This is a genomic window from Microseira sp. BLCC-F43, assembly GCF_041929235.1.
In the GTDB taxonomy this organism is placed as follows: domain Bacteria; phylum Cyanobacteriota; class Cyanobacteriia; order Cyanobacteriales; family Aerosakkonemataceae; genus Microseira.
Window position 1 is genome coordinate 32,898 of the sequence record NZ_JBHFNP010000143.1, and the last position, 21,665, is coordinate 54,562.

Here is a 21,665-nt window from a genome sequence, read left to right on the forward strand (position 1 = left end):
TGTATTATTGCGAATTGCAGCCGTATGAGGTAAACCTGAGTTTGTCAAGCGCGCACCCTTAAGGGTGCGCGCTTGACAAACGAGCGCGAAAACGCTGTCCCTCATCCACTTGCAGTCCGCTGTAAAAACTTTAGTGTTTAAACTTAAAAGCTATGGAATGGTTACGCAAGAATTTATTTAATACTTGGTACAACAGTCTTCTAACCATTCTCTGTGTCTGGATAGTAGTCCAGGGATTGTTAGGATTTCTGGGTTGGGTTTTTACAGAAGCAAATTGGCAAGTTATTAGTAGCAACTGGCGCTTATTCTGGATTGGTAGATATCCGGTGACCCAGCAATGGCGAATTTGGATAATTTTTGCGATCGCAGTGGCGCTGGTTTGTTTATCCTGGATTCAATCAAAAATAACCAATCAAAAATTAAAAGAAAGGATTTATTACTTTGGTCTTTTACCTTTATATGTTGGCTTTTTCCCCATCATTTGGTGGCTAATTGGGGGTGGATGGGGTTTAACGCCAGTAGGAACAAATTTGTGGAATGGGTTGTTACTGACGCTGTTGATGTCCGCAGTTAGTATTATTTTATCATTTCCTTTGGGTGTATTGTTAGCATTGGGGCGTCAAAGTACTCTGCCAGTGTTGCGATGGGGATGCATTCTTTATATTGAAATAATTCGGGGATTGCCGTTAATTGGGATTTTGTTTATTGCACAGGTAATGTTGCCTTTGGTGTTGCCCAATGAAATCAGATTGGATCGGGTATTGCGCGCGATCGCAGGTCTAGTCCTCTTCAGTGCTGCGTACATGGCAGAGAATGTGCGTGGAGGTTTGCAAGCGGTACCAAGGGGACAGGTGGAGGCAGCGCGATCGCTTGGTTTAAATGCTCCTTTAGTCGTGTTATTAATTTTACTCCCGCAAGCCTTGCGTGCGGTGATTCCTGCTATTGTGGGACAGTTTATTGGGTTATTTAAAGATACTTCGCTGCTGTCGTTATTTGCGTTAGTCGAGTTAACGGGGATTTCTCGTTCTATCCTCGCGCAACCAGAATTTTTGGGTAGATATGCGGAAGTTTATCTGTTTGTGGGATTGATTTATTGGGTATTTTGTTATTCCATGTCAATCGCAAGTCGGCAGTTAGAAAAACAACTGGGTGTGGGACGGCGGTAAAATAGAAACTATAACTAATTAAGTCTTGGCAAGTTAGGAGTCTGAGGTATTATCATGCCTTCACCATTTCCGGGGGTAGACCCCTATCTGGAACATCCCGATTTTTGGTCTGAATTACATAATCGCTTAATTGTGGCGATCGCAGACGATCTCGCGCCTCATCTGCGTCCAAAATACTACATAGCGATTGAAAAGCGCACCTACCTCGGTCAAGCAGACAATAGCTTTTTAGTCGGGATTCCCGACGTAGCTGTATTTCCACAACAAACAGCTATGCGCGCCTCTATAAATCAGACCTCATCAACAGCAATTCTAAATCCATCCGACCCCGTGCAGGTAGATGTTCCCTTGATTGAGGAAGTTAAAGAAACTTATTTAGAAATTAGGGAAAAAGGAAAAAGCCATGCCATTACTGTTATAGAAATTCTTTCACCAAAAAACAAACGTTCTAAAGCAGGACGGGATGTCTATGAACGCAAACGACACCAGATCTTAGCTAGTCTGACTAATTTAGTCGAAATAGATTTACTCAGAGGTGGAAAACCTATGCCAATTATTGGCAATCCACCCAAAACCGATTATCGCATTCTAATTAGTCGCAGCGATCGCCGTCCTAAATCTGACCTTTATCTGTTTAATTTGCGAGACTCAATTCCTGCTTGGCCTTTACCATTATTACCTAGAGAAATTGAACCTCCCGTCGATTTGCAACGTTTGGTAAGCGAAGTTTACGACCGCGCTGGTTTTGATACCAGAATAGATTATAATCAATCCTGCGTACCACCTCTATCAGAACCAGATGCAGCTTGGGCTAACTCCCTATTGCAAGAAAAAGGATTTATTGCTTCATAAACGCTAATTTCTTAGGAATTTAAGCAATGATATCAAAAGCAGAATCACCATCGATCATCGTGGCGCAAGATGTCCACAAGTGGTACGGTAAATTCCACGTGCTAAAAGGTGCTAGCCTTTCAGTAAATCGGGGAGAAGTAGTAGTAATAATGGGGCCATCCGGTTCTGGTAAGTCTACCTTTATCCGCACCTTCAACGCTTTAGAAGAATACCAAAAAGGCAAAATAGAAATCGACGGCATTACCCTCAGCCACGATCTGCGTAACATTGAAACAATTCGGCGCGAAGTGGGAATGGTATTTCAGCAGTTTAATTTATTCCCTCACTTAACCGTACTGCAAAATATTACCTTAGCCCCCATCTGGGTAAGAAAGTGGTCGAAAGCGAAAGCAGAAGAAACCGCAATGCAGCTATTAGAGAGGGTGGGAATATTAGAACAGGCGCGCAAATATCCGGGACAATTATCAGGAGGACAACAACAACGGGTAGCGATCGCGCGCGCCCTCGCCATGCAACCTAAAATAATGTTATTCGACGAACCTACATCTGCATTAGACCCAGAAATGGTACGGGAAGTGCTAGATGTAATGCGGAGTCTCGCCAATTCCGGCATGACAATGGTAGTAGTCACCCACGAAGTCGGATTTGCCCGCGAAGTCGCCGACCGAGTTATTTTGATGGATAGCGGCATAATAGTAGAAGAGGGGACACCAGAAGCATTTTTCCAGCGTCCCAAAGAAGAACGGACTCGCAAGTTTTTGTCGCAAATATTGCAGTAATTGGTAATTGGTGATTGGTAATTGCTAATTGCTAATTGCTAATTGCTAATTGCTAATTGCTAATTGCTAATTGGGGATTGCTAATTGGTCTTTCTTTTACCCATTACCTATTACCCATTACCTATTACCTATTACCTATTACCCATTACCTAATAACTAATCAACTGGCGATGGTAGTGGTATTACTTTTTCGGAATTTTGGCTCGACTGGGGCGGTAAACCTCTAGGTGAATAACCTTTAGTCGTTGATACCAAAGCATAGCCCAAATAGGCGGGGAGAATAAAAGCGCTTATAGCAGCGATCGCCAACAACACAGCTAGAGGACTCATCCCAGGGCCATAGTGACACCGATAGGGGTCGAAAGACAGGCGTTCTGGTTTAATTAAATCCCGCAGCGCCACGGGGCGTTTAAATCGCACCCGTCGGTCATCGAGTTTTTCCAATAAAACCCAGCCCGCCTCCGCCTCTTCTTCGCACAAACGCTGTAAAATCGCTTGATTGCGAAACAAGTCGCGATTGGCACGCACAATTTTAAACTCCCAGCCCAGCAGGCGTAAATCCCGCGCTCCCGATTGAGGCGATCCGTTTGTTTGCCCATTTACAGCTGTGTCGATGTCAGCTCTAAAATCATAACGAGTCAAGATTTCTTCCTCCTCTTCCTCTTCTTGAGCGATCGCGATCGTCCGCCAGCGCATCCATCCACCGATTAACGAAGCCTGAAAGCCGAGACTTCCGACCAAAAGGCTTAAAATGGTAAATTGCTGCATAAGTACTGTAGATAGTCTATTTCACTTCCTCCCTGGATATATACTCTTGTCCGGGATAATTTGGTAGCAGTATTAACCCTGATTTTTTGGAGCCAGATCCGACGGTGGTGTGGGCAAATAACCTTCCATCAGGCAATCTCGACCGATGACGCGCCAAGTGACTCGTTCTAAAGTCAGCGCCTCGGTCATAGTTGTAAAGCCCAAATCGCCTACGGGTGTAGGTGCTATGGTACCGCCAACGATTTTGGGGGCAATAAACGCGAGGATTTTTTGTACCGCACCCTGAGCGATCGCGCTAGCAGCCAATATACCGCCGCATTCCCACAGCACCGAGAGGAAACCTTTGTCATAAAAGTAAACCATTGCCCGCTCTGGCGTCAAAGACACCAGTTCTTCCACCATCACGCCCCGTTTGCTCAGATACTCCTGAAAATTTGGATTTGCCCCTTTCTCAGTTAACACTAACGTAGGCGCTTCTGACGTCTCCCAAAGGAAAGCTGTTTCTGGTAAGTCCAGGGTGCGACTCATCACCACGCGCAGGGGATTGTGAGCTTCGGTCTGATGGCTGGTTAAATGGGGATTATCCAGGCGCAGCGTATTACCGCCGATGACAATCGCATCGCAACTGGCGCGGATTTGATGCACTTCGCTGCGGGCATCTAGGGACGTGACCCAAGCGCTGTGTCCTCCCGTCGCCGCGATTTTACCATCCACCGTCATAGCGTATTTTAAAATCCCAAACGGACGCCGGTACAACATGCGATGGACAAATGCTTCATTCAGCTTTTGGCAAGCTTCTTCTTCCACACCTACTACCACCTCAATTCCCGCTGCGCGCAAGCGGGCAATACCGCCGCCACCCACCAGGGGGTTCGGATCGACCATCCCCACCACCACCTTCGCCACACCAGCTGCAACTAAGGCTTCCGAACAGGGAGGGGTGCGCCCGTGGTGATTGCAAGGTTCCAAGCTGACGTAAATCGTCGCCCCCCTTGCTTTTTCTCCTGCTTCCCGCAGCGCAAACACTTCGGCATGGGGTTGTCCAGCCGCTGGATGGTATCCTTCCCCTACAATCTGTCCATCTTTGACAATTACAGCCCCGACGAGGGGATTGGGAGCAGTTCGTCCCAAAGCCTTGCGGGCAAGTTCCAGACATCGGCGCATCATGGCGCGGTCAAATTCTTGGCTGTTCATCTAAAACCTCACGGGAGATAGGAAACCACCATCTTTTAAGTGGTGGAGGAACATCGACGCGGCATTTTTAAATGCCTAGGACATGCTATAATTACCACAGACACTTTGACCTTTAAACGCGGGAGAAATTCCCTCTCTTCGGGACGCTGTAGTTAAAAGAAGTTTAACCGAAATGGTTAAACTGGTATCAATAAAGTCAATCAAACAACTTTTCAAAAGTAGCCTCAATCATGCTGGCATCGGAGAGAGTAGGCGCAATTGGCACCGCGCAGTGCTGGTCTAGAATATTCGGTTGCTCGGTACTTTGGTTAAGGTTACCCATAGATTTATGCCAGGAAAGAATCGCCGTCTATTTATAGCGGCGAGTGTCAACTCAGTCCGAAATAAACCGCGTTTAACTCGCGAACCCTCCGACTTCCAGTTAGAGGGTTTTTCACCATATTTGGGGACTGTATCGCCGTCTAAAAACGATGCTGCCGATGTATTGGCTTCTTCTGTTTCAACAAACTGTATGCCGTATTGTTCGCACAGTTGAGCAATCCGGCTAGTCAGTTTTGCTGTTGGGATTTGCACAAAAGATTGATTGTTGCGCTTGCCAATGTTTATTTCTTTTTTAATGCCCTGATTCCATCCAAATACAATGCGCCCAATCTTATGTTCAAGCCAGTGTTTGACAACGATCCTCGCTGCTTTATTAATGGCATCTCCCATGTGTCGGTGACGTTTTTCTGTTAGTTTAGCAAGTCGCAAAGACCAGAATCCTTGCGGCTTACCTTCCAAGATTGTAGCGACCGACTTATTAAACCATTGGTTCATTGATTTGATATGCCGTCCATCAATGATGAAAGAGGTATTGATGTTGCTGACCCATGTCAACCAATTTACCAATCCAGTATCGCTGCCCAGCGCCCGCGATGAATCTAATTCAACCGATGCAGTTTTTTGCAGGTAGACCCACTCTGCATAAAAACATCGATTGCAAGGCAGGATGCGGACTTCTTTAATATCTTCAAAGCGTAAATTAGACGGCATCTTTAACCAGAAGGCATCTACTCCAAACCAAGTTTTGCAGAGTTGCCCCATCGGGAAGCGCACGAAAACCTTCTACTAATTTCAGTGCCTGTTTCGGATAAGTAGCAACTGCCATTCCATTGGACTTGCGGTATTTGGGCGGGCGAGGTTTGTTTTCTAAGCAAGCCCTTTTTGTAGGAATTGATTAACTCCTGAAATGATTTGAATGATGCGGCAATACCGCTGAGCGCTTGCCCTAGCGACTTGAGAATAAACCCCATTGCGATCAATGTTGGTTTTCATCTCGTTGCACAATGCTGCGCCTCCTGGGAAAGCCCGCCAGAAACCTTCCCGTTTTGAAATATATCTGGCGAGCGTAGTATGTACCGCAATTTATTAGATCGTTGACTTCGCTACACAGGTATTCCAGGATAGGTTTTACTTCCTGGTTCTTTTGGATTAATTCCTGTTGGCAACCGTCCCAATAAATCACCTACTTTAATAAACTAAATAATACCATTTGTTATTGTCTAAAACTTCTTTTTGTATTAAACTTTAATATACTAATATGGACTGGCGCCGATATTTCCAGCCTCTGGTTTTCATCCCCGAGAGAGGCGAGGGGCTTTCAACCTAGTTTTTGGTAATGGGGCGGCCAATATTGGGAAGAAAAGTAGCCACGATGGTTTTACCGGAGTGAGTAGGGGCTGTTTGGCTCAGCCAGTAAGGGTGAAAATCTCTTAAGAATCTCCCGGATTCAATCCGGGAGAGGTCAACCTTCTCCACCAAAGATTAAGCGGATAGTACACTACCGGCGCCCAAAGACTGCTGAGGATAGCAGACGCGAGGGCGATGCGCTGGTGGTCAGTCCAAATTTCTGCTAACTTGCGATCGCAAAAGATCCCAAACTGAATCGCCATCACTGTCTCCGCCACCACCGCCATGCCAAATACAATCAACGCTACGGAAATAAAATCTTCTTGGATATACCGTTGCTTTTTGATCCGGGCGGTGATAATTCCCACGCAGGCTAAAGCGATCGCGTGGCTGGGATAGGGAGCCGTCATGCCGTCTTGAATTAAACCGACCGCCAAACCTGCGAGCCCTCCCTGTAGCGTCGTTCGCTTGACGCTCCAAGCCACCACCCAAATCAATAGCCAGTTGGGACCAAGACCCAACAGTTCCATTCCCGGTAACCGGGCTGGCAACAGCGTCGCACAAATGATAATGGTGCCAATCGTTACCACCCAATTGCCAATTTGCTGCCGGTAGGTCTGCCAATTTGCGATGTCAAGCAAGGGTTAAAGTCTCCTAATTTGAGATTTGAGATTTTAGATTTCCAATTTAATTTCAAATCTATAATCCATTCGTTATTCAGGGTTGGTATGGGTGGGGTACACCACAACCCACTCTAAATTATTCATCGGAGCCGACAGTTTGATTGACGCCTCTGGCGCCGGATTTTTGCTCAAATCTACTGATTCTACCTGCCCTACCGGCAAGCCTGACGGAAACAAATGGCTAATAGATGAAGTGATCGCGAAATCGCCCTTGCGGACATCTGGAGTTTTTTCAAAGAACTGCATCACCGCTTTATTATTCGAGCGACCCCGCATAATTCCCATGTAGCGACTGCGACCTATCATCACGCCTACTCCACTGCTTGGATCGCTGATTAACAAAACGCGACTGGTATGGGGAGTAACGCTCGTCACCCGACCGACCAAACCGCCAGGAGCCGTTACAACGTAGTCAGTTTTTATCCCAGCTTGGGAACCCCGACCCAAAGTTACTTGCTGCCACCAATGATCTGCACTCCGCCCGATAATGGGAGCCGCAATTCCTTTGCCTTTTTGCTGGGATTGAAATGCCAATAGTTGTTTCAGTTTTTGATTTTGGCTCTCTAGTTCCCCCAACCGCGCCTGCAATTCCAACACGCGAGCATCGGTTAACAGCTCTTGTTTAGTTGTATCGGATTGGAAAGGACGGGTTACCAACTGGTAAAGCTCAAATAGAGCTGCTCCTTGGGTAGCTTTTGCCAACCAGGCAGCACTGACGATCAAACTCACCAGCATTACTTGTGACCAATGGCGATCCCACCAGCGACGTAGCGTGTACATAGAGCGTTGCAAGTTTTAACTTTTGAGTTCTGTTTTTATTTTTACAGAGGAATCCGCTTGCCTTGAGTAAATTTTTGCGCTTGCTCTGCCGCGCTAAGGGAGAGGCAAGCCGCCCCGCTTGGCTACACGCGCAACCGCCCCTTTATTTTAACCGTTGACGCCAGAGCTGGTTTTTGCCCCTGTTACACCCCAAAAGCTGGGTTGTTAGCGATTGAGCCAGCGCGATCGCTCGCTGTGAAAAATTCACAGCGAGCGCGTACAAACCCAACGCTCTAGGGTCATCCTGGAGACACAAAATTATCAATTATTTTGTCAAATTGTTATCCCGTCTTAGTTTTAACTACATCAATTCACTGCTAGTTGGCTTGGCTTTATTTGGCGTGCCGTCGGTTCAATCCCCATTACCCAAGTTGGGGGTTGCCACACTAAAAATTAACAGAGCGAGCAAAGACGTTAAAATTTGAAATTTGGTTTTTGATGCCAAACGCCTTTCTCAAATTAATTACATCGGGCGAGAGTAACCACTAAATACCCGATCGAGCTGTTTGATATTTTCTAACACCCGACCCGTTCCCAAGACAACGCAGCTGAGCGGATCTGCTGCTACGTGTACCACAATGCCGGTTTCATGGCTAATTAGAGTATCCAGACCTTTGAGCAGGGCACCGCCTCCTGCTAGCATAATCCCCCGGTCAATAATATCCGCCGCCAGTTCGGGGGGAGTCCGTTCCAAAGTGCGCTTGACTGCGTCAACAATAATCGACAGAGGTTCCGACATGCTTTCGCGAATTTCTGGTCCTTTAATCGTCACGGTTCGCGGTAAACCAGAAAGCAGGTGCAAGCCTCGAACTTCCATGATCGTATCTTCATCGGCATCGGTGGGATAAGCCGAGCCAATCTGAATCTTGATTTCTTCAGCGGTTCGTTCCCCAATCACGAGATTGTGAACTTTTTTCATGTATTGGATAATCGAGTCGTTGAGTTCATCGCCAGCAATTCGCACCGATTCGCTGATTACCGTCCCCTGCAAGCTCAAAACCGCCACTTCCGTGGTGCCGCCGCCGATGTCGATGATCATGTTACCTGTAGGTTCTGCTACGGGTAAACCGGCTCCAATTGCTGCCGCTACTGGTTCGTCGATTAACCGAACATCCCTGGCGCCTGCTTGAATTGCCGCATCCATCACCGCTCGTCGTTCCACGCCGGTAACACCGCTGGGAATGCCGATCACGATCCGAGGCGAGACTAAAGCGTTGCCTTCGTGTACTCGCCGGATAAAGTGCTTGAGCATAATTTCGGCGGTATCGAAATCGGCAATCACCCCATCGCGCAAGGGGCGCAAAGCCGCCACGTTACCCGGACAACGCCCCAGCATGTTTTTCGCTTCTTCTCCGACTGCGATCGGCTCTCTTGTATATTTGTCAATGGCAACTACAGAAGGTTCTTGCAAAACAATACCTTTACCTGAAACGTAAACCAGAGTGTTTGCGGTACCGAGGTCGATACCCATGTCCCTGGAAAAAGAGGGAAAGCGATTGAAAATACCCACGTGATTTTACTGCCCCCAAGTCAAATACTTCTTTGTCATACTACCCAACCGTGCTGGATTTTATTACGTTTTCTACGCGGCGTCTAGTTCCACAGGACAATTCTTTAGCTTATAGCAGCCAAATGCTTTAACTGCGTCTTTTCAGCTAAAGTAGATACACGACAAAAGAGTACAGCTGTACTGAATCGGTAGTATGAGTATCAATGTAGTCACTCTAGTAGGCCGTGTAGGCCAAAACCCTGATGTCAAGTATTTCGAGTCCGGTAGCGTTAAGTGTCGGTTGACTCTGGCGGTGAACCGTTGGAGTCGCGATGGCGAGCAGACTGATTGGTTCAATCTGGAACTGTGGGGCAAGACGGCAGAAGTGGCTGCCAACTACGTCCGTAAGGGCAGCTTGATTGGGGTGCAAGGTTGTTTAAAGTTAGATCGCTGGAGGGATAGCGGCACGGGAGCTAACCGCTCCTCACCCATTATCAAGGTCGATCAATTGCGGCTGTTAGGTGCCAAACACGATGCCGAGGCGGCTCACATGGATAGTTACTCAGGCGGGGAAATTTAGCTAGGATTTACCCACGACGAGAAAAGAAACCGGGTTTCTTTGTCGAGAAACCCGGTTTCTTTGCGTAAGTCCTATGAGCTTAACCCGCCTTTGTTAGGGAGCAAGCCCGTGAGCTCGTCCGAGGGTCTAGACTCAATAGGGGACTCTCAGCGCATTGGCTTGCTCCCTATGAACTTAAACCAACAAATTCAAGTTTTGATCGACAATGCCCCCCAAGATGGGACTACGCCCCAGGTGGTGCGCGCGATCGCTCCCGTTCTCAAGCAAATCGCCCAGCAGTTGCACCATTCCCAGTACTACATCCTCCAAACCCTCAACTCTGATTGGGTCAGTACAGTTTTAAGCAATCGTGGTAATCCAAACCTGGAAAAGCGCGTTATTTACGCTTTTCCTACCCGCGAGGATGCTCTGGCTGTTCCGAGTTCGATGCCAAAGATGCCAGCTTACGCCCTGCCAATGCCAGTCACCCATATTTTGTTCCAACTGGTGGCGATGGAAGCCGTCAATAGCATCGTTTTTTTTGAGACGCCAGGAAATCGATCCGCCGCCATCGAAGTCCGGCGCGAAGATCTACAATCCTTAATTCAACTGCACCTGCAACAAAGTCAGTCACAACAGCGCACCAAACGTAGCAATCTGCCTCCCGACATCGCGTGATATCATGTCCGCTTCAACACCCAGAGTGAGGAATGACTTGGGAGAACGGTGATACGGTGACGGGTCGAGATTTTTATTCAGGGTAATGAGGCGGACATCATATGAGTTGATGCTGGGATAAACAATCAAATCCTAGTAATGACGACTCAGAGCGTAGTCAGCGATGCTAACCAAGGCTTGACGGCACTCGGAAGGTGGTAAATCCACCAGGTGTTCCACGGCGAGTTTAGCTTGAGCCGCGGCTAATTCGCGAGCCCGTTCGATACCGTGACTTGCTTCGATCAACGCGATCGCCTGCTCTAAATCCCCAGGGTGAGAAAACTCGCGTTCGATCAGCACTTCCAGATATGGTTCCTTTTCCAGAGCAAACAGGACGGGTGCTGTCAAATTGCCGCTGATTAGATCGGAACAGGCGGGTTTACCCAACGCTTCTGTAGAGGCGGTGAAATCCAGAATATCATCGACCACTTGGAACGCCAAACCCAGATGACGCCCATAGCTGTAAGCATGTTCAGCCATCTCGGCAGACACGTCGCTTAAAACAGCAGCTGCCTTACAGCTGTTGGCAATCAGAGAAGCCGTTTTATAGTAACTCTTCTCCAGATAAGCCTCAAACGATAAGCTGGTGTTGAAGCGATTGAGTCCTTGCTGAATTTCCCCCGTTGCCAGATCCATAATCACTTGCGACAGGAGTTTGACCACCTCCAAGTTATCCAGATTCGCTAGATACCAGGAAGATTGGGCAAACAAAAAATCGCCCGCCAGTACGGCGATTCGGTTACCAAACAGGCTGTGAACCGTGGGAACGCCACGACGCACAACTGAATCATCTACCACATCATCGTGTACCAGGCTAGCCGTGTGAATCATTTCGGTAATTTCCGCTAGCCGTCGATGACGGGGGGTAATTTCTTTATCCTGCATCCGCATCATCGCCCGCGAAATCAGCAGGACGATCGCAGGTCTTACCCGCTTTCCCCCCGCGCCAAAGAGGTGTTCCGCAGCCGCAGACAGAATAGGATCGCGGTTGCCAACAAGCTGCTTGAGGTTTTCCGACAGCAAGCGCAAGTCTACTTCTACAGGGGAAAATAGGGAAGTCGCTGAAGTCATGGATCTGCCGGTTCGGGTGTTATTTTTACGAAATTTAACATATTCTGTACTCATTTTAAGCGAAGCCTCTCCTAGATGGGAATAAGCCGGTTGAGGTAAGGGGGGCCAGGGGGGAGCCGCTGGCTCTACCCTAGGTCGATCGCGGACAACTACGACAGGACTTACCCACGACGCTCCTATCACCAAAGTTTCTGCGTAGATCTCTGGTTGCCAAACCAACGATTTTTCATAGAAACTTTGGTGTTTGCGGCGATCGCGGACAACTACGAGAAAACCGCATCCACAGGGAGAGGCTGACTCGATGAGTCTTTACAAAAAATTTGTAGAATTGTTAAGCATTTTGGGAAATAGTATCGAAAAGCCGAGAAGCTTGTGGTAGTCTAGATAGTAAGGATTTAAAAAAAATTCAGATACTTGCTCCCAAACAGCCAGCAGTCGCTGGTAAAGCAGGGTGCGACAGAGGGGCTGGTTATTCATAGGTAGGGGTAGCGCAAAATTTGCGGCTGCTGTTACTGTTTATTAGTCCCGGAGAATTTGTTCCTTAAACAAATTCTAGGATTGGCGCGGCAAAGTTTTTAAGCGCAGCCTAGAGTTCTACATTAACTTGAGACAGCATTTGGAGGCAGCTATCTTTCCAAAGGTTGCCTTGTATGACAGATGTCAGAAGGCTCGCCCACGGGGCGACGAGCTGACAAACAGTTATTGCTATCAAACTTGACGTCCCTCTATTTTACTCGTAACTGAATTATGGTTTACCACGATATGCCTCTAATGATTCCCTTCCTGGCTACTGGTTATTTATTAGCGATTTATGCGTTGTTAATACTTGCTCAACGGTCAAGGGAATGGCGACGCCCGTAGGATTGATATCATGTCGGTTTGATTACCCATAGTTACGATTGACGTGGAGACTTGGGGACAAGGGGACGCTCTGAGTGTTAATTAGGGGTGAAAAGCCTGACATCATATGATTAGTTTAACTTGAAGTGAACTACCTACACCGCTAAGCGCGGGTCGGTGTAGGCTTCCAGATTCGCAGCCCGCAGCCCTTTCACCTCGCGGCTATCCGGTCTTACGCAGGCTCCACTGGCAGGGACGGGGTTCCCTCCGCCCATAGTTAATATCCGAACGCCTTCGTTCCTGATAATTAAAGCAGCATTGCCATCGCGGTCGTGGTGAGTCCCGCAGGAAGGACAACTCCACTCCCTGATATCAAGTGGCAAATTGTCCATGACGTAACCGCAACAAGAACACATTTTAGAACTGGGGAAAAACCTGTCAATTTCTATTAACTTACCCGCCTTCCGCTCTAGCTTGTAGGCCAGAAAATTGGCAAACGTTCCCCATCCAGCATCGGATATTGCTTTTGACAGCTTTCGGTTGAGTACCATGCCCTTAACGTTGAGATTTTCTACAACGATGACTTGGCTTTCGTTCACCAACTTTCTGCTAAGTTTATGCAAGAAATCTTGGCGGGCATTTGATACTCGTTCGTAAACCTTAGCTACAATCCTCCTGAACTTTGCCCTCCCCTTGCTTCCTTTAGTTTTGCGAGCCAGCTTTTGCTGCTTTCTTCCTAAGTTCTTTTCATGGCGTTTTAGATACTTAGGATTGGCGTACTTTGTCATCGTCTCGCCATCGTGAACGATAGCGAAATCCTTGACTCCCAAATCTATGCCAAGAATCTTCCCCTCACCAGGTTGGCGACTAGATTCGGTTTCGCACAAAAGCGAGGCAAAGTACTTGCCTGATGGAGCCTTGCTAATCGTTACTGTTTTAATCTTCCCTACTAATTGACGGTGGAATACAGCCTTAATTTCCCCAATCTTAGGGACGGACAGAAAATTCCCCTTGATAACAACATTCTGGGGGTATTGAATTGACTGCTTCCCATGTTTGGATTTGAACTTAGGGAATTTAGCCCTGACCTGAAAAAAGTTGGTAAAGGCTCTGTTGAGGTTAATTGCTACACATTGCAAAACAGCAGAGTAGCAATCTTCTTTCAGCCTTTGGGAATTCTTTCTTTAGCTGAGGTAGCATTCCCTTGTAGGCAGCAAGTTTCAAGCTTTTACCTGTTTGCTGGTAGTGCTGAATGCAGGCATTTAAAGCAAAATTCCAATACCACCTGCTACATCCAAAGGATCTAGACAGAACCAGTTCTTGTTCTGGCGTCGGATAGAGTCGTACTTTAGCTGCCGTCAGCACTTTAACCGATTCCTCTCAGTCAGCGTTATTAATTTATCATACACTTGAGTGGGCCAAAATACTAGAGGCTGTTTATGAAGAATGATTTCGTCAGCAAGGGTAGATCTGTCAGTGACTTAAAAATTCACCTGGTGCTAACCACCAAGTATCGCCGCAAAGCTATTACTGCCCTTATGCTAGAGCGCTTACACGCTATCCTGGCAGATCTGTTGGCATAGTGGGATTGTAAGCTGATTGAGTTCAATGGTGAATCTGACCACGTACACGTACTATTTCAGTACCACCCGGATCTGCAACTAAGCACTTTAATTGGCAATATTAAATCTACAACTTCTCGTAAATTGAGGCAGGAATTCTCCGAACATTTAAAGCGGTTTTACACCAAGGATGTTTTTTGGAATGGCTCGTATTTTGTTGCTAGTTGTGGTGGTGTTACTATCTCGACTTTGAAAAAATATACCCTTGTCGCAAGATAGTCCCCTCAATTAGCGATTAAGGCGCTGTCCCCCTCCCTTTTTCTGTTTCACAGAAATTCGGTCGGCAAACGCGCAAAAATCGCAGAGTCATTCATCCCACGCTGCCTTATCAGGTCAGTCGTGGGGATGAAAGCCGGGTTTAGCTAAAGATGAGAAAATTTCATCATCTTTAGTTCCCAGCTACCAGTAGCTTTTAAATTTGACTCTCGCCAATCTAAAATTAAACCGCTGCGTTGCAGTTAGTCGATCGATTCGATCGGCACTGACTGCAATGGCATCGGCACAGGCAAGCACACCTGCTCAACCGCAGGGGTACAACCCAGCCACTGTACCGATAATCGGGCAAACTGTTGCGGACAACCGCTGACGCCGAAGCGGGTAGGTTTTGCGCCTTGGTGATTTCTCAGTCCTAATAAATCTAGTTCTTGAACTGCAGCTGCCACGACGTGGACGGCTGGATCGACCAGCGTCACAGTTTTTGGTAAAATCCTGCGGAGAATGGGTGCTAGGTGGGGATAGTGGGTACAGCCATACACCAGGGTATCAATTTGCTGCTGTAGCAATGGCTCTAAATATTCCTGGGCGATTTCGTAGGTGTAGGGGTCGTTGATGCGGTTTTGCTCGATCAGCGGCACAAACGCCGGACAACCGACTTGCCAAACTTGCACCTTGGGGTCAACTTCTTGAATGGCACGACGGTAGGCATTGCTAGCGGCGGTGGCGGGGGTGGCAATCACGCCGATGCGCTTGCCAACAGCAACAGCAGCCCTCGCGCCTGGAAGGATTACCCCTAAGACCGGAAAATCGAATTCGCAGCGCACGGTTTCCAAGGCCAGGGCCGAACTGGTGTTGCAGGCCATGATTGCCATTTTAACACCTTGCTGCTGCATCCACAGGAGGATTTGGCGCACAAACTGCAAAATTTCTGCCTGAGAGCGGTTACCGTAGGGCAGCCGTGCGGTATCTGCAAAGTAAAGAATCGATTCGTTGGGAAGTTGCCGGTACAGTTCTCTTAAAACGGTAAGACCGCCAACGCCGCTGTCAAAAACTCCAATCTTTGCAGTTGTCATGTATCAATTGTCCTTTGTCATTAGTAGGGGCTTTAGCACTTGCATATGCATCTATCGATCTGACCCACCGATGGGGGCGCAAGTGCGATTGCCCTTCGAGGTCATTCGTCATCAGTCATTAGCCCGCCGACTAAGCACTAATAACTAATGACTGATAGTTAATTAGAAATTTTGCCGAATGTAAAGGAGAATGCCGCGAGCAATCGCATCTGCCATTTGGCTGCGAAAGGCTGGATCTGACAGCTTGGGAGCATCAATATCCCCCGTAACAAAGCCAACTTCCACCAAAACAGCAGGCATGGGATTATTCCTTAAGACAAAAAATCTGGCTCGCCGCACGCCGCGATCGCCAATGTTGACGCTTTGGAGAATGCTAGCGTGGATCGTCCTTGCCAAATCCTCGCCTCTGCCGAAATGATAGACTTCGATTCCATTCACATCGGGGCGGCGCCTATTGACCGCATTGGCGTGGATGCTGACAAACAAATCCGCATTCGCCCGCTTGGCAATTTGCACCCTTGGTGCTAGGTCAACAAAATAGTCACCCCGGCGGGTCAATACAACTTGGATGCCTTGTTGTTCCAATTGGCTCGCCACCTGGAGGGCGATGGGAGTAATTACGTCTACCTCGCGCAATCCTCCAATGCCGATGGCGCCCGGATCGCGACCTCCATGTCCGGCGTCGATAACCACCACCATGCGTCCATCGTTACGAGAAGATAGCATCGACCAATCGCTGCCGATAGTTGGGCGATCGCGTAGCGTCCCCGCAGGGGAATCGCGAATACCAGGTCTAGTAGGCGGCAGCAGCACCGTTCTAGAGTTAGTTAATGGCAGGGATAACAGTTGAGGAGAAGGCTGATTGATTTCGCCCAACTGTACCCCAGCAGCCGGTTGCACTAAGATCGCAACTGTGGAAGGGTCTTCCTGGCGCACGCGCACCCGCAACACTGGACTATTGCGACTTGGACGCGGTTCGTCAACATCATCGTCGAGTGTTGCACCAGCAACCGCGATCCGGAAAGCACCGGAGGCGCGATCCCAGCCGCTGGTGTAGGTAAAAGGCTGATTCGCTCGCACCAGCAATTGATTTGGGCTCAATTCAACCGATTCAATCCTCACCTGTCCAGGAGTATAACTGCGCGACGCTGGTTGCGCGCCGGTAGCAGGCAACAGGACGACGCCGCCTAAATTGCTGACACTTGCCAGCCAGTTTGAGTTATCGTCGGTCAACTGTAAAGTGACGCGGGTGACTGGGGGTGAGTCTTCTACTTGACTGAGTTGGAGGCGACTGACGCCAAACCGATCCACCGGCAAGTCTCTTTGGGACAGGCGAGAAGAGATAACAGCACCTTTGAGGTCGATTTCCACAGTGCGATCGCCGCTTCGCCTCACCCTCAGTTGTGGGTTACCCCCGGTAGTCCGGATAAAAAAACCATCGGGCGTTACCTGAACATCCTGGACTTGAGTTTCCCCAGAAGCCGTCAAAGGAGTCAAAGGAGTCAACTGAGTCCGTGGAACGGGTGGCTGTTCTAAAATAGCAGCAATCCCAATCGATGCCCTGTTGTTATTGCTAGATGGCTCCACAGGTTGGGGCGTTGGTAATTGCACCGTCCACTGTCTGGGAGAGGTACCCCGGAAGATTACCTGCTGAGGGTCTAGGGTAAAACCAGGTTTCAGTTCAATCACCAAGCGCGTCGTGCGGCGATCTACCCGCCCCACCCGTATGGCTTGAACTGCTCCACCCAAGGACTGATTGTTTACCGTGCGGCGATCGAAGGTAGTACTGGGCAAGTCTATCACCAAACGGGTGGGATTGAACAGCAGTCTAGCTCTCGGTTGAACGCCTTCATCTGTTGTAAAGACCAGCCGGTTCTGATCGGCATCAAACTGCCAAGATTGGAGTCTTCCTGCTGAGGCGGGAGTTGACAGCAGCACCAGGCTCAAAGTACTGGGTAGTAGCCAGCGGAATTTCACTCTCGGTTTCTCCTGTTTTAGGTAGCAAGAGCAGCAGATTGTTTGCTAGTCACGTCGCGTGGGGGTTTGCAGTTGTATAAGTTTAGAGTGGAAACTGGGTTGAACAATACCATGATTTGGCAGCAGCTGGTGACGATCGATCGCCCCCACTCGCTAAAAAGTGCGTGCATCCCAACTACGAGGGGCTATACACCCGCTCCCCGCTTCATAATTCGGCCTCAACCCTTTTATACTTGCAATACCCATCCCCAGTTTTTTCAGCTTTATGTTTAACTATTCTTTTACTATCAAAAACAAAGATTAAATCATTGCGATCGCCAAAATTCTGTTTAAGATCTGTGCTTAACATGAAAGCTGGAGGAATTTATTTAATTTAAATAGTTGTCATGCACTCTTTTCTTACCAACCTCCGCCTCAAATGGTTTCTAGCGACTAAAGCTCTAGATTACAGTCAAGATTTTGTCAAGATCCTTTACAGAATCTACTTAAATCATAACAAAATTATACATTTCCGCAACGGCTATCCAGTGTATTCTTTATCAACGCCAGCATTATTCAGCAAGCCAGCGTCTAATTTTATTGCTCGCGCCTTATATCGCACGATTCAAAATAAAAACTTGCCCAACTTGATGAGTTTTGCTGTCAACGATATCTGCAACGCCGCTTGCGAGCATTGTAGTTTTTTTACAGCGGTAGAAGAAAAAGATAGAAATATTTTAACTCTAGCCCAAGCGAAAAAATTAATTAAAGACGCGCAAGATTTGGGAGTGTCTGCGATTAACTTTGTCGGAGGCGAACCGCTGTTAAGAAAAGACTTGCCAGAAATAATTAAAGCCGTTGACAAAGATTTATCGACGACTATTATGTTTACAAACGGCTGGCATTTAGAACAACGAGCAGCGGAATTAAAAAAAGCAGGGTTAGATAGTATTTATATTAGCATTGATGCGGCTATTCCTGAAAAGCACGACCAATTCCGCCAGCAACCGGGTTTATTTAACAGAGCGATTAGAGGAATTGAAAAAGCTAAAAAATTAGGATTTTCTACAGGAATTGCTACAACTATAACCCCTGAAGCTTATCAAGATGGAGAATTAGACAGAATTGTCAGGTTAGGGAAAAAGCTCGGGATTCACGAAGTGCTGGTTTTTGATGCATTACCGACTGGAAGATATAAAGAACGGCAAGATTTAGTAGATAATAATGACTGGATAGAAGAGATGATTCAGTCAGCTAAAAAATACAATCAAAATCCCAGTTATCCAGGAGTGGTTTTCTTTGGGTACTTTACCAGTCATCGCAGCGTTGGATGTTCCTGCGGTACGAGTTACTTCTACGTTTCTCCTTACGGAGATATAATGTCTTGCGATTTCAATCATGCTAAATTTGGCAACATTTTAGAAGCACCGCTGTGGAAAATTTGGGAAAAACTGACTACCCTACCCGAATTTTGTCAAGCGAAGTGGGGAGGATGCAAAATTAAAGACTCGGAATTCCGCCAAAAGGAAACAGTATCCGGCGGAAATTTAAACACAGGCTGATCGGTGATTAATCAGCAGTAAAATTAGCAATTAGCAATTAGCAATTAGCAATTAGCAATTAGCAATTACCCTATGATGACAACACTTTATTACCCGCTTTTAGCCCATTGCAGCTTCGATAAAAATGCTACCTTACCCATTATTTTGTTTGAGGCTTTTATATTTGCTGGGGTAGGAGCAAGTTTTTTTATATTGCGGAAAGTCAAAGATAGAATATGGCTGCGATTTTTGGTGATGAGTTTGGGAGTGTTAATTTTTGAATTATTCACTTCTCCCATGTGGAATAACTACAAAATGGGACAGTGGGCGTATGTTTACCACGATGTTAGTTGGATTTTGACGATTGGCTGGACATCGTTAATTTTGGGCGTCGTGCTGTTAGTAGATAAGTTTTTAGAACGTTGGAAAGAATCCCAAAGATTTGGGGTTTATCTGGGGGTATTAACCGCGATAATTATACCATTAGAAATGATAGTTGTAAATATCGGGCTTCGCAGTTATGCTCCTGAAGTTTTACAGGCTATTTCGGGGATTTTTATATTGGGAGTGCCGATAGAAGTGCTTTACTATATACCTGTGTTTACGGGATTGGTCATCGCATTTTATAAGTATTGGAGTTTTGTTATTGACGACGAGTTGTTAATACCTGTAAAGGGGAGAAAATGGTTGCGGAGTTTGTGGATTGCGTTTTTAGGAGTGTTTTTATTTGAAGTAATGATTGAGCCGATGGTGAGGAATGAAAAATTTCCGCAGTGGTCTTATGTTTTTCACGATATTAGTATAATACTGCTCGCAGCGTGGGTGCTGATTATTGGAGTAGCGGCGGTAGCGATCGCCAGATTTTTCATCCACTACCCTATCATCCAAAGATTTTGCATTGCTTTGATAATTACAAGTGCCTTAGTTTGGCCTCTTGAGTCTTGGCTAATTATTAATGGATACCGGGTTTATGGCGAAACTGCCGTTAAAAGTTATATTGGTTTCAAGACACCAATTACTAACCTACCTGTCGAAATAACCTTTGCCATACCTTTCTATATGGCTTTGATTATTGCTTTCATTCGCTATTGGGAAACAACGCTTGATAATCGATTATAAGGTAATGAAATGAACGAAGAAAAAAGATTTCTATTTTTTAGGGGGGAATTATCCTTAATCAGTTTAAAAGTAGGTAGCATAGTTCTGTTTATTTTGATGGCAGCAGCGGGTGGAAGCATAGAAGCTGCTGTAGGGATGTTAATTAGCTTAACAATTTGTACGCTAGGAATTGGGCTAGTAATTTGGCTTTGCTTTGCCTGGTTGGTAGGTATAGTAATAGTAGGACCTATTTGGGGAATTATGAAGGTTGCAGGTTTTGTCACTCAAAATCGTACCTCAACTGAGGGAGAAACAAACGGTGAAACTCGCCCGCAAGAAAGGTTATCTACTACAGAATTAGCTTTGGTTGATTATACGATAAAAGCAAAGGAGCGGGGTTTTAGCGATACGCAAATTGCTAGCCGCTTGCAATCCCAAGGTTGGAGTAATGAAGAAATTGAACTGGCACAAGGATTGGCAAATGTGAATCTACGCCGAAGATTTGAAGGAGAACAACAATAAGATTTACTCTTTTCCCGAATACCTATTTAATGAACCGCAGAGGACGCAGAGGACGCAGAGGAAAGAGAAGAGAAGAGATAGGTAATCTTTGGCTGGGAAAGGAGGAAAAAGGATGGTTAATCGATGGTGGGTTTATCAAAAAGAACGCTTCCCGGTTTTGAAACATGGGTTGCCGATTGCAGTTTTTAGTATTTCGGCGGTTAGCTATTCGGTGCTGGTGCATGGGAGGAGGATGCCGAGTATAGCTGCAATGGTGGTTGCATTTGTCAGCGTTTTTTTCTTCTTTTTACAAATGCGAATTACGGATGAGTTTAAAGATTTTGCAGATGATGCGCGATACCGTCCATATCGTCCTGTTCCTAGAGGTTTAGTCAGTTTGCGCGAGTTGGGTTGGCTGGGTGTTGGGACTGCTATTATTCAGCTAGGTTTGGCGTTTTGGCTATCACCGAGTTTGGCTTTGTTGTTGGGTTTGGTGTGGTGTTACTTTGGGTTGATGTGCAAAGAATTCTTTGTGCGCGATTGGTTAAAGGCGCATCCTTTGGCATATATGTTGAGTCATTTAGTTTATGTACCGCTGATAAATTTGTATGCAAGTGCTTGTGATTGGTTAGTTTTGGGAACTGTACCATCTGCTAATCTAGTTTGGTTTTTAGGGGCGAGTTTTTTTAGCGGGACGGCAATTGAAATTGGGCGGAAAATTCGTGCGCCTGAAGGTGAAGAATTTGGGGTAGAGACTTATAGCGCGATTTGGGGAAGGGGAAAGGCTGTGGTAGCTTGGATGTGGGTGTTGGGGTTGAGTGCGATCGCCGCCTCCATCGCCGCATCGCAAATTAACTTTACCACCCCGGTTAGTTGGCTTTTAGGCATATTATTGGCTAGTGTGGTAGGGGTAGGGTGGCTTTTTCTGCAAAAACCCGTTACCAAACGCGCTAAACTGATCGAGGCAATGACTGCACTGTGGACGCTGCTTGTATATCTCTGTTTAGGTATTGTTCCGCTTTTGTTGCGTTTGTAAGTATCTGGCAGACTCAA

Annotated in this window: 21 protein-coding genes and 1 pseudogene; 10 read left to right on the top strand and 12 right to left on the bottom strand. The window is 46.9% G+C overall.

What is annotated here, in order from left to right; all coding sequences use genetic code 11:
- Positions 1-152: 152 nt before the first annotated feature.
- From ACE1CM_RS20215 to ACE1CM_RS20225, 3 genes are read left to right on the top strand one after another with little or no spacing between them, the layout of a single operon-like run.
- Positions 153-1,166, top strand: coding sequence for an amino acid ABC transporter permease (locus ACE1CM_RS20215; protein ID WP_374879745.1), 1,014 nt, complete (start codon positions 153-155; stop codon positions 1,164-1,166).
- Between the two features lie 54 nt (positions 1,167-1,220).
- The gene (locus tag ACE1CM_RS20220) at positions 1,221-2,018 is read left to right on the top strand and encodes a DUF4058 family protein (protein ID WP_374879747.1); all 798 of its coding nucleotides are present in this window, start codon (positions 1,221-1,223) and stop codon (positions 2,016-2,018) included.
- Between the two features lie 26 nt (positions 2,019-2,044).
- Positions 2,045-2,797, top strand: a complete 753-nt coding sequence (locus tag ACE1CM_RS20225; protein ID WP_374879749.1) for an amino acid ABC transporter ATP-binding protein — start codon at positions 2,045-2,047, stop codon at positions 2,795-2,797.
- Positions 2,798-2,953: 156 nt separating this feature from the next.
- Here ACE1CM_RS20225 and ACE1CM_RS20230 read toward each other — a convergent pair whose 3' ends face one another.
- The 7 genes from ACE1CM_RS20230 to ACE1CM_RS20260 form a co-directional block, all read right to left on the bottom strand.
- Complete coding sequence (locus ACE1CM_RS20230; protein WP_374879751.1) at positions 2,954-3,565, bottom strand: hypothetical protein; 612 nt, start codon at positions 3,563-3,565, stop codon at positions 2,954-2,956.
- 72 nt (positions 3,566-3,637) lie between these two features.
- A complete protein-coding gene (ribD, locus tag ACE1CM_RS20235; RefSeq protein ID WP_374879753.1) occupies positions 3,638-4,759 on the bottom strand; it encodes a bifunctional diaminohydroxyphosphoribosylaminopyrimidine deaminase/5-amino-6-(5-phosphoribosylamino)uracil reductase RibD in 1,122 nt (373 codons plus the stop codon).
- 279 nt (positions 4,760-5,038) lie between these two features.
- Positions 5,039-5,791: an IS200/IS605 family accessory protein TnpB-related protein gene (locus ACE1CM_RS20240; RefSeq protein WP_374879755.1), complete on the bottom strand. Its 753-nt coding sequence runs from the start codon at positions 5,789-5,791 to the stop codon at positions 5,039-5,041.
- Positions 5,781-5,906 (bottom strand): hypothetical protein, encoded by a 126-nt coding sequence (locus ACE1CM_RS20245; RefSeq protein WP_374879756.1) that lies wholly within the window; start codon positions 5,904-5,906, stop codon positions 5,781-5,783. Before ACE1CM_RS20245 ends, ACE1CM_RS20240 begins: the two co-directional genes overlap by 11 nt.
- Before the next feature lie 604 nt (positions 5,907-6,510).
- Positions 6,511-7,068 carry a rod shape-determining protein MreD gene (gene mreD, locus ACE1CM_RS20250; RefSeq protein ID WP_374879758.1) on the bottom strand — a complete coding sequence of 186 codons (558 nt, stop codon included), beginning with the start codon at positions 7,066-7,068 and terminating at the stop codon, positions 6,511-6,513.
- A 72-nt stretch (positions 7,069-7,140) separates the two neighbouring features.
- Positions 7,141-7,890 (bottom strand): rod shape-determining protein MreC, encoded by a 750-nt coding sequence (gene mreC / locus ACE1CM_RS20255; protein WP_374879760.1) that lies wholly within the window; start codon positions 7,888-7,890, stop codon positions 7,141-7,143.
- A 502-nt stretch (positions 7,891-8,392) separates the two neighbouring features.
- Positions 8,393-9,439 (bottom strand): rod shape-determining protein, encoded by a 1,047-nt coding sequence (locus tag ACE1CM_RS20260; RefSeq protein WP_374879762.1) that lies wholly within the window; start codon positions 9,437-9,439, stop codon positions 8,393-8,395.
- A gap of 193 nt (positions 9,440-9,632) precedes the next feature.
- Here ACE1CM_RS20260 and ACE1CM_RS20265 point away from each other — a divergent pair, with 193 nt between their 5' ends.
- Positions 9,633-9,998, top strand: a complete 366-nt coding sequence (locus ACE1CM_RS20265; protein WP_374879764.1) for a single-stranded DNA-binding protein — start codon at positions 9,633-9,635, stop codon at positions 9,996-9,998.
- 168 nt (positions 9,999-10,166) lie between these two features.
- Entirely contained in the window at positions 10,167-10,655 is a 489-nt protein-coding gene (locus ACE1CM_RS20270) for a hypothetical protein (protein WP_374879766.1), read from the top strand.
- Between the two features lie 132 nt (positions 10,656-10,787).
- Here the strand turns inward: ACE1CM_RS20270 and sds are convergent, their stop codons facing one another.
- The 3 genes from sds to ACE1CM_RS20285 form a co-directional block, all read right to left on the bottom strand.
- Positions 10,788-11,765 (bottom strand): solanesyl diphosphate synthase, encoded by a 978-nt coding sequence (gene sds, locus ACE1CM_RS20275; protein ID WP_374879800.1) that lies wholly within the window; start codon positions 11,763-11,765, stop codon positions 10,788-10,790.
- A 995-nt stretch (positions 11,766-12,760) separates the two neighbouring features.
- Complete coding sequence (locus ACE1CM_RS20280) at positions 12,761-13,744, bottom strand: RNA-guided endonuclease TnpB family protein (RefSeq protein ID WP_374879768.1); 984 nt, start codon at positions 13,742-13,744, stop codon at positions 12,761-12,763.
- Complete coding sequence (locus ACE1CM_RS20285; RefSeq protein WP_374879770.1) at positions 13,725-13,970, bottom strand: helix-turn-helix domain-containing protein; 246 nt, start codon at positions 13,968-13,970, stop codon at positions 13,725-13,727. Before ACE1CM_RS20285 ends, ACE1CM_RS20280 begins: the two co-directional genes overlap by 20 nt.
- Before the next feature lie 74 nt (positions 13,971-14,044).
- Here ACE1CM_RS20285 and tnpA point away from each other — a divergent pair.
- Positions 14,045-14,446, top strand: a pseudogene (tnpA, locus tag ACE1CM_RS20290) (IS200/IS605 family transposase).
- A gap of 239 nt (positions 14,447-14,685) precedes the next feature.
- Here the strand turns inward: tnpA and murI are convergent.
- Together murI and ACE1CM_RS20300 are read right to left on the bottom strand one after the other, a co-directional pair.
- On the bottom strand, positions 14,686-15,516 hold the full coding sequence (murI, locus tag ACE1CM_RS20295) for a glutamate racemase (protein ID WP_374879772.1): 831 nt from the start codon (positions 15,514-15,516) through the stop codon (positions 14,686-14,688).
- A 162-nt stretch (positions 15,517-15,678) separates the two neighbouring features.
- Positions 15,679-17,493: an N-acetylmuramoyl-L-alanine amidase gene (locus tag ACE1CM_RS20300; RefSeq protein ID WP_374879774.1), complete on the bottom strand. Its 1,815-nt coding sequence runs from the start codon at positions 17,491-17,493 to the stop codon at positions 15,679-15,681.
- 386 nt (positions 17,494-17,879) lie between these two features.
- Here ACE1CM_RS20300 and ACE1CM_RS20305 point away from each other — a divergent pair, with 386 nt between their 5' ends.
- From ACE1CM_RS20305 to ACE1CM_RS20320, 4 genes are all read left to right on the top strand, one after another.
- Complete coding sequence (locus ACE1CM_RS20305; protein WP_374879776.1) at positions 17,880-19,034, top strand: radical SAM/SPASM domain-containing protein; 1,155 nt, start codon at positions 17,880-17,882, stop codon at positions 19,032-19,034.
- Between the two features lie 72 nt (positions 19,035-19,106).
- Positions 19,107-20,132: a hypothetical protein gene (locus ACE1CM_RS20310; RefSeq protein ID WP_374879778.1), complete on the top strand. Its 1,026-nt coding sequence runs from the start codon at positions 19,107-19,109 to the stop codon at positions 20,130-20,132.
- Positions 20,133-20,141: 9 nt separating this feature from the next.
- Positions 20,142-20,633 (top strand): hypothetical protein, encoded by a 492-nt coding sequence (locus tag ACE1CM_RS20315; protein ID WP_374879780.1) that lies wholly within the window; start codon positions 20,142-20,144, stop codon positions 20,631-20,633.
- A gap of 112 nt (positions 20,634-20,745) precedes the next feature.
- Entirely contained in the window at positions 20,746-21,648 is a 903-nt protein-coding gene (locus tag ACE1CM_RS20320) for a UbiA family prenyltransferase (RefSeq protein ID WP_374879782.1), read from the top strand.
- Positions 21,649-21,665 lie beyond the last annotated feature (17 nt).

Coding starts and splice junctions, on each gene's coding strand:
- ACE1CM_RS20215 (WP_374879745.1), top strand. CDS start 153: ATGGAATGGTTACGCAAGAATTTATTTAATACTTGGTACAACAGTCTT.
- ACE1CM_RS20220 (WP_374879747.1), top strand. CDS start 1,221: ATGCCTTCACCATTTCCGGGGGTAGACCCCTATCTGGAACATCCCGAT.
- ACE1CM_RS20225 (WP_374879749.1), top strand. CDS start 2,045: ATGATATCAAAAGCAGAATCACCATCGATCATCGTGGCGCAAGATGTC.
- ACE1CM_RS20230 (WP_374879751.1), bottom strand. CDS start 3,565: ATGCAGCAATTTACCATTTTAAGCCTTTTGGTCGGAAGTCTCGGCTTT.
- ribD (WP_374879753.1), bottom strand. CDS start 4,759: ATGAACAGCCAAGAATTTGACCGCGCCATGATGCGCCGATGTCTGGAA.
- ACE1CM_RS20240 (WP_374879755.1), bottom strand. CDS start 5,791: ATGCCGTCTAATTTACGCTTTGAAGATATTAAAGAAGTCCGCATCCTG.
- ACE1CM_RS20245 (WP_374879756.1), bottom strand. CDS start 5,906: ATGGCAGTTGCTACTTATCCGAAACAGGCACTGAAATTAGTAGAAGGT.
- mreC (WP_374879760.1), bottom strand. CDS start 7,890: ATGTACACGCTACGTCGCTGGTGGGATCGCCATTGGTCACAAGTAATG.
- ACE1CM_RS20265 (WP_374879764.1), top strand. CDS start 9,633: ATGAGTATCAATGTAGTCACTCTAGTAGGCCGTGTAGGCCAAAACCCT.
- ACE1CM_RS20270 (WP_374879766.1), top strand. CDS start 10,167: ATGAACTTAAACCAACAAATTCAAGTTTTGATCGACAATGCCCCCCAA.
- sds (WP_374879800.1), bottom strand. CDS start 11,765: ATGACTTCAGCGACTTCCCTATTTTCCCCTGTAGAAGTAGACTTGCGC.
- murI (WP_374879772.1), bottom strand. CDS start 15,516: ATGACAACTGCAAAGATTGGAGTTTTTGACAGCGGCGTTGGCGGTCTT.
- ACE1CM_RS20305 (WP_374879776.1), top strand. CDS start 17,880: ATGCACTCTTTTCTTACCAACCTCCGCCTCAAATGGTTTCTAGCGACT.
- ACE1CM_RS20310 (WP_374879778.1), top strand. CDS start 19,107: ATGATGACAACACTTTATTACCCGCTTTTAGCCCATTGCAGCTTCGAT.
- ACE1CM_RS20315 (WP_374879780.1), top strand. CDS start 20,142: ATGAACGAAGAAAAAAGATTTCTATTTTTTAGGGGGGAATTATCCTTA.
- ACE1CM_RS20320 (WP_374879782.1), top strand. CDS start 20,746: ATGGTTAATCGATGGTGGGTTTATCAAAAAGAACGCTTCCCGGTTTTG.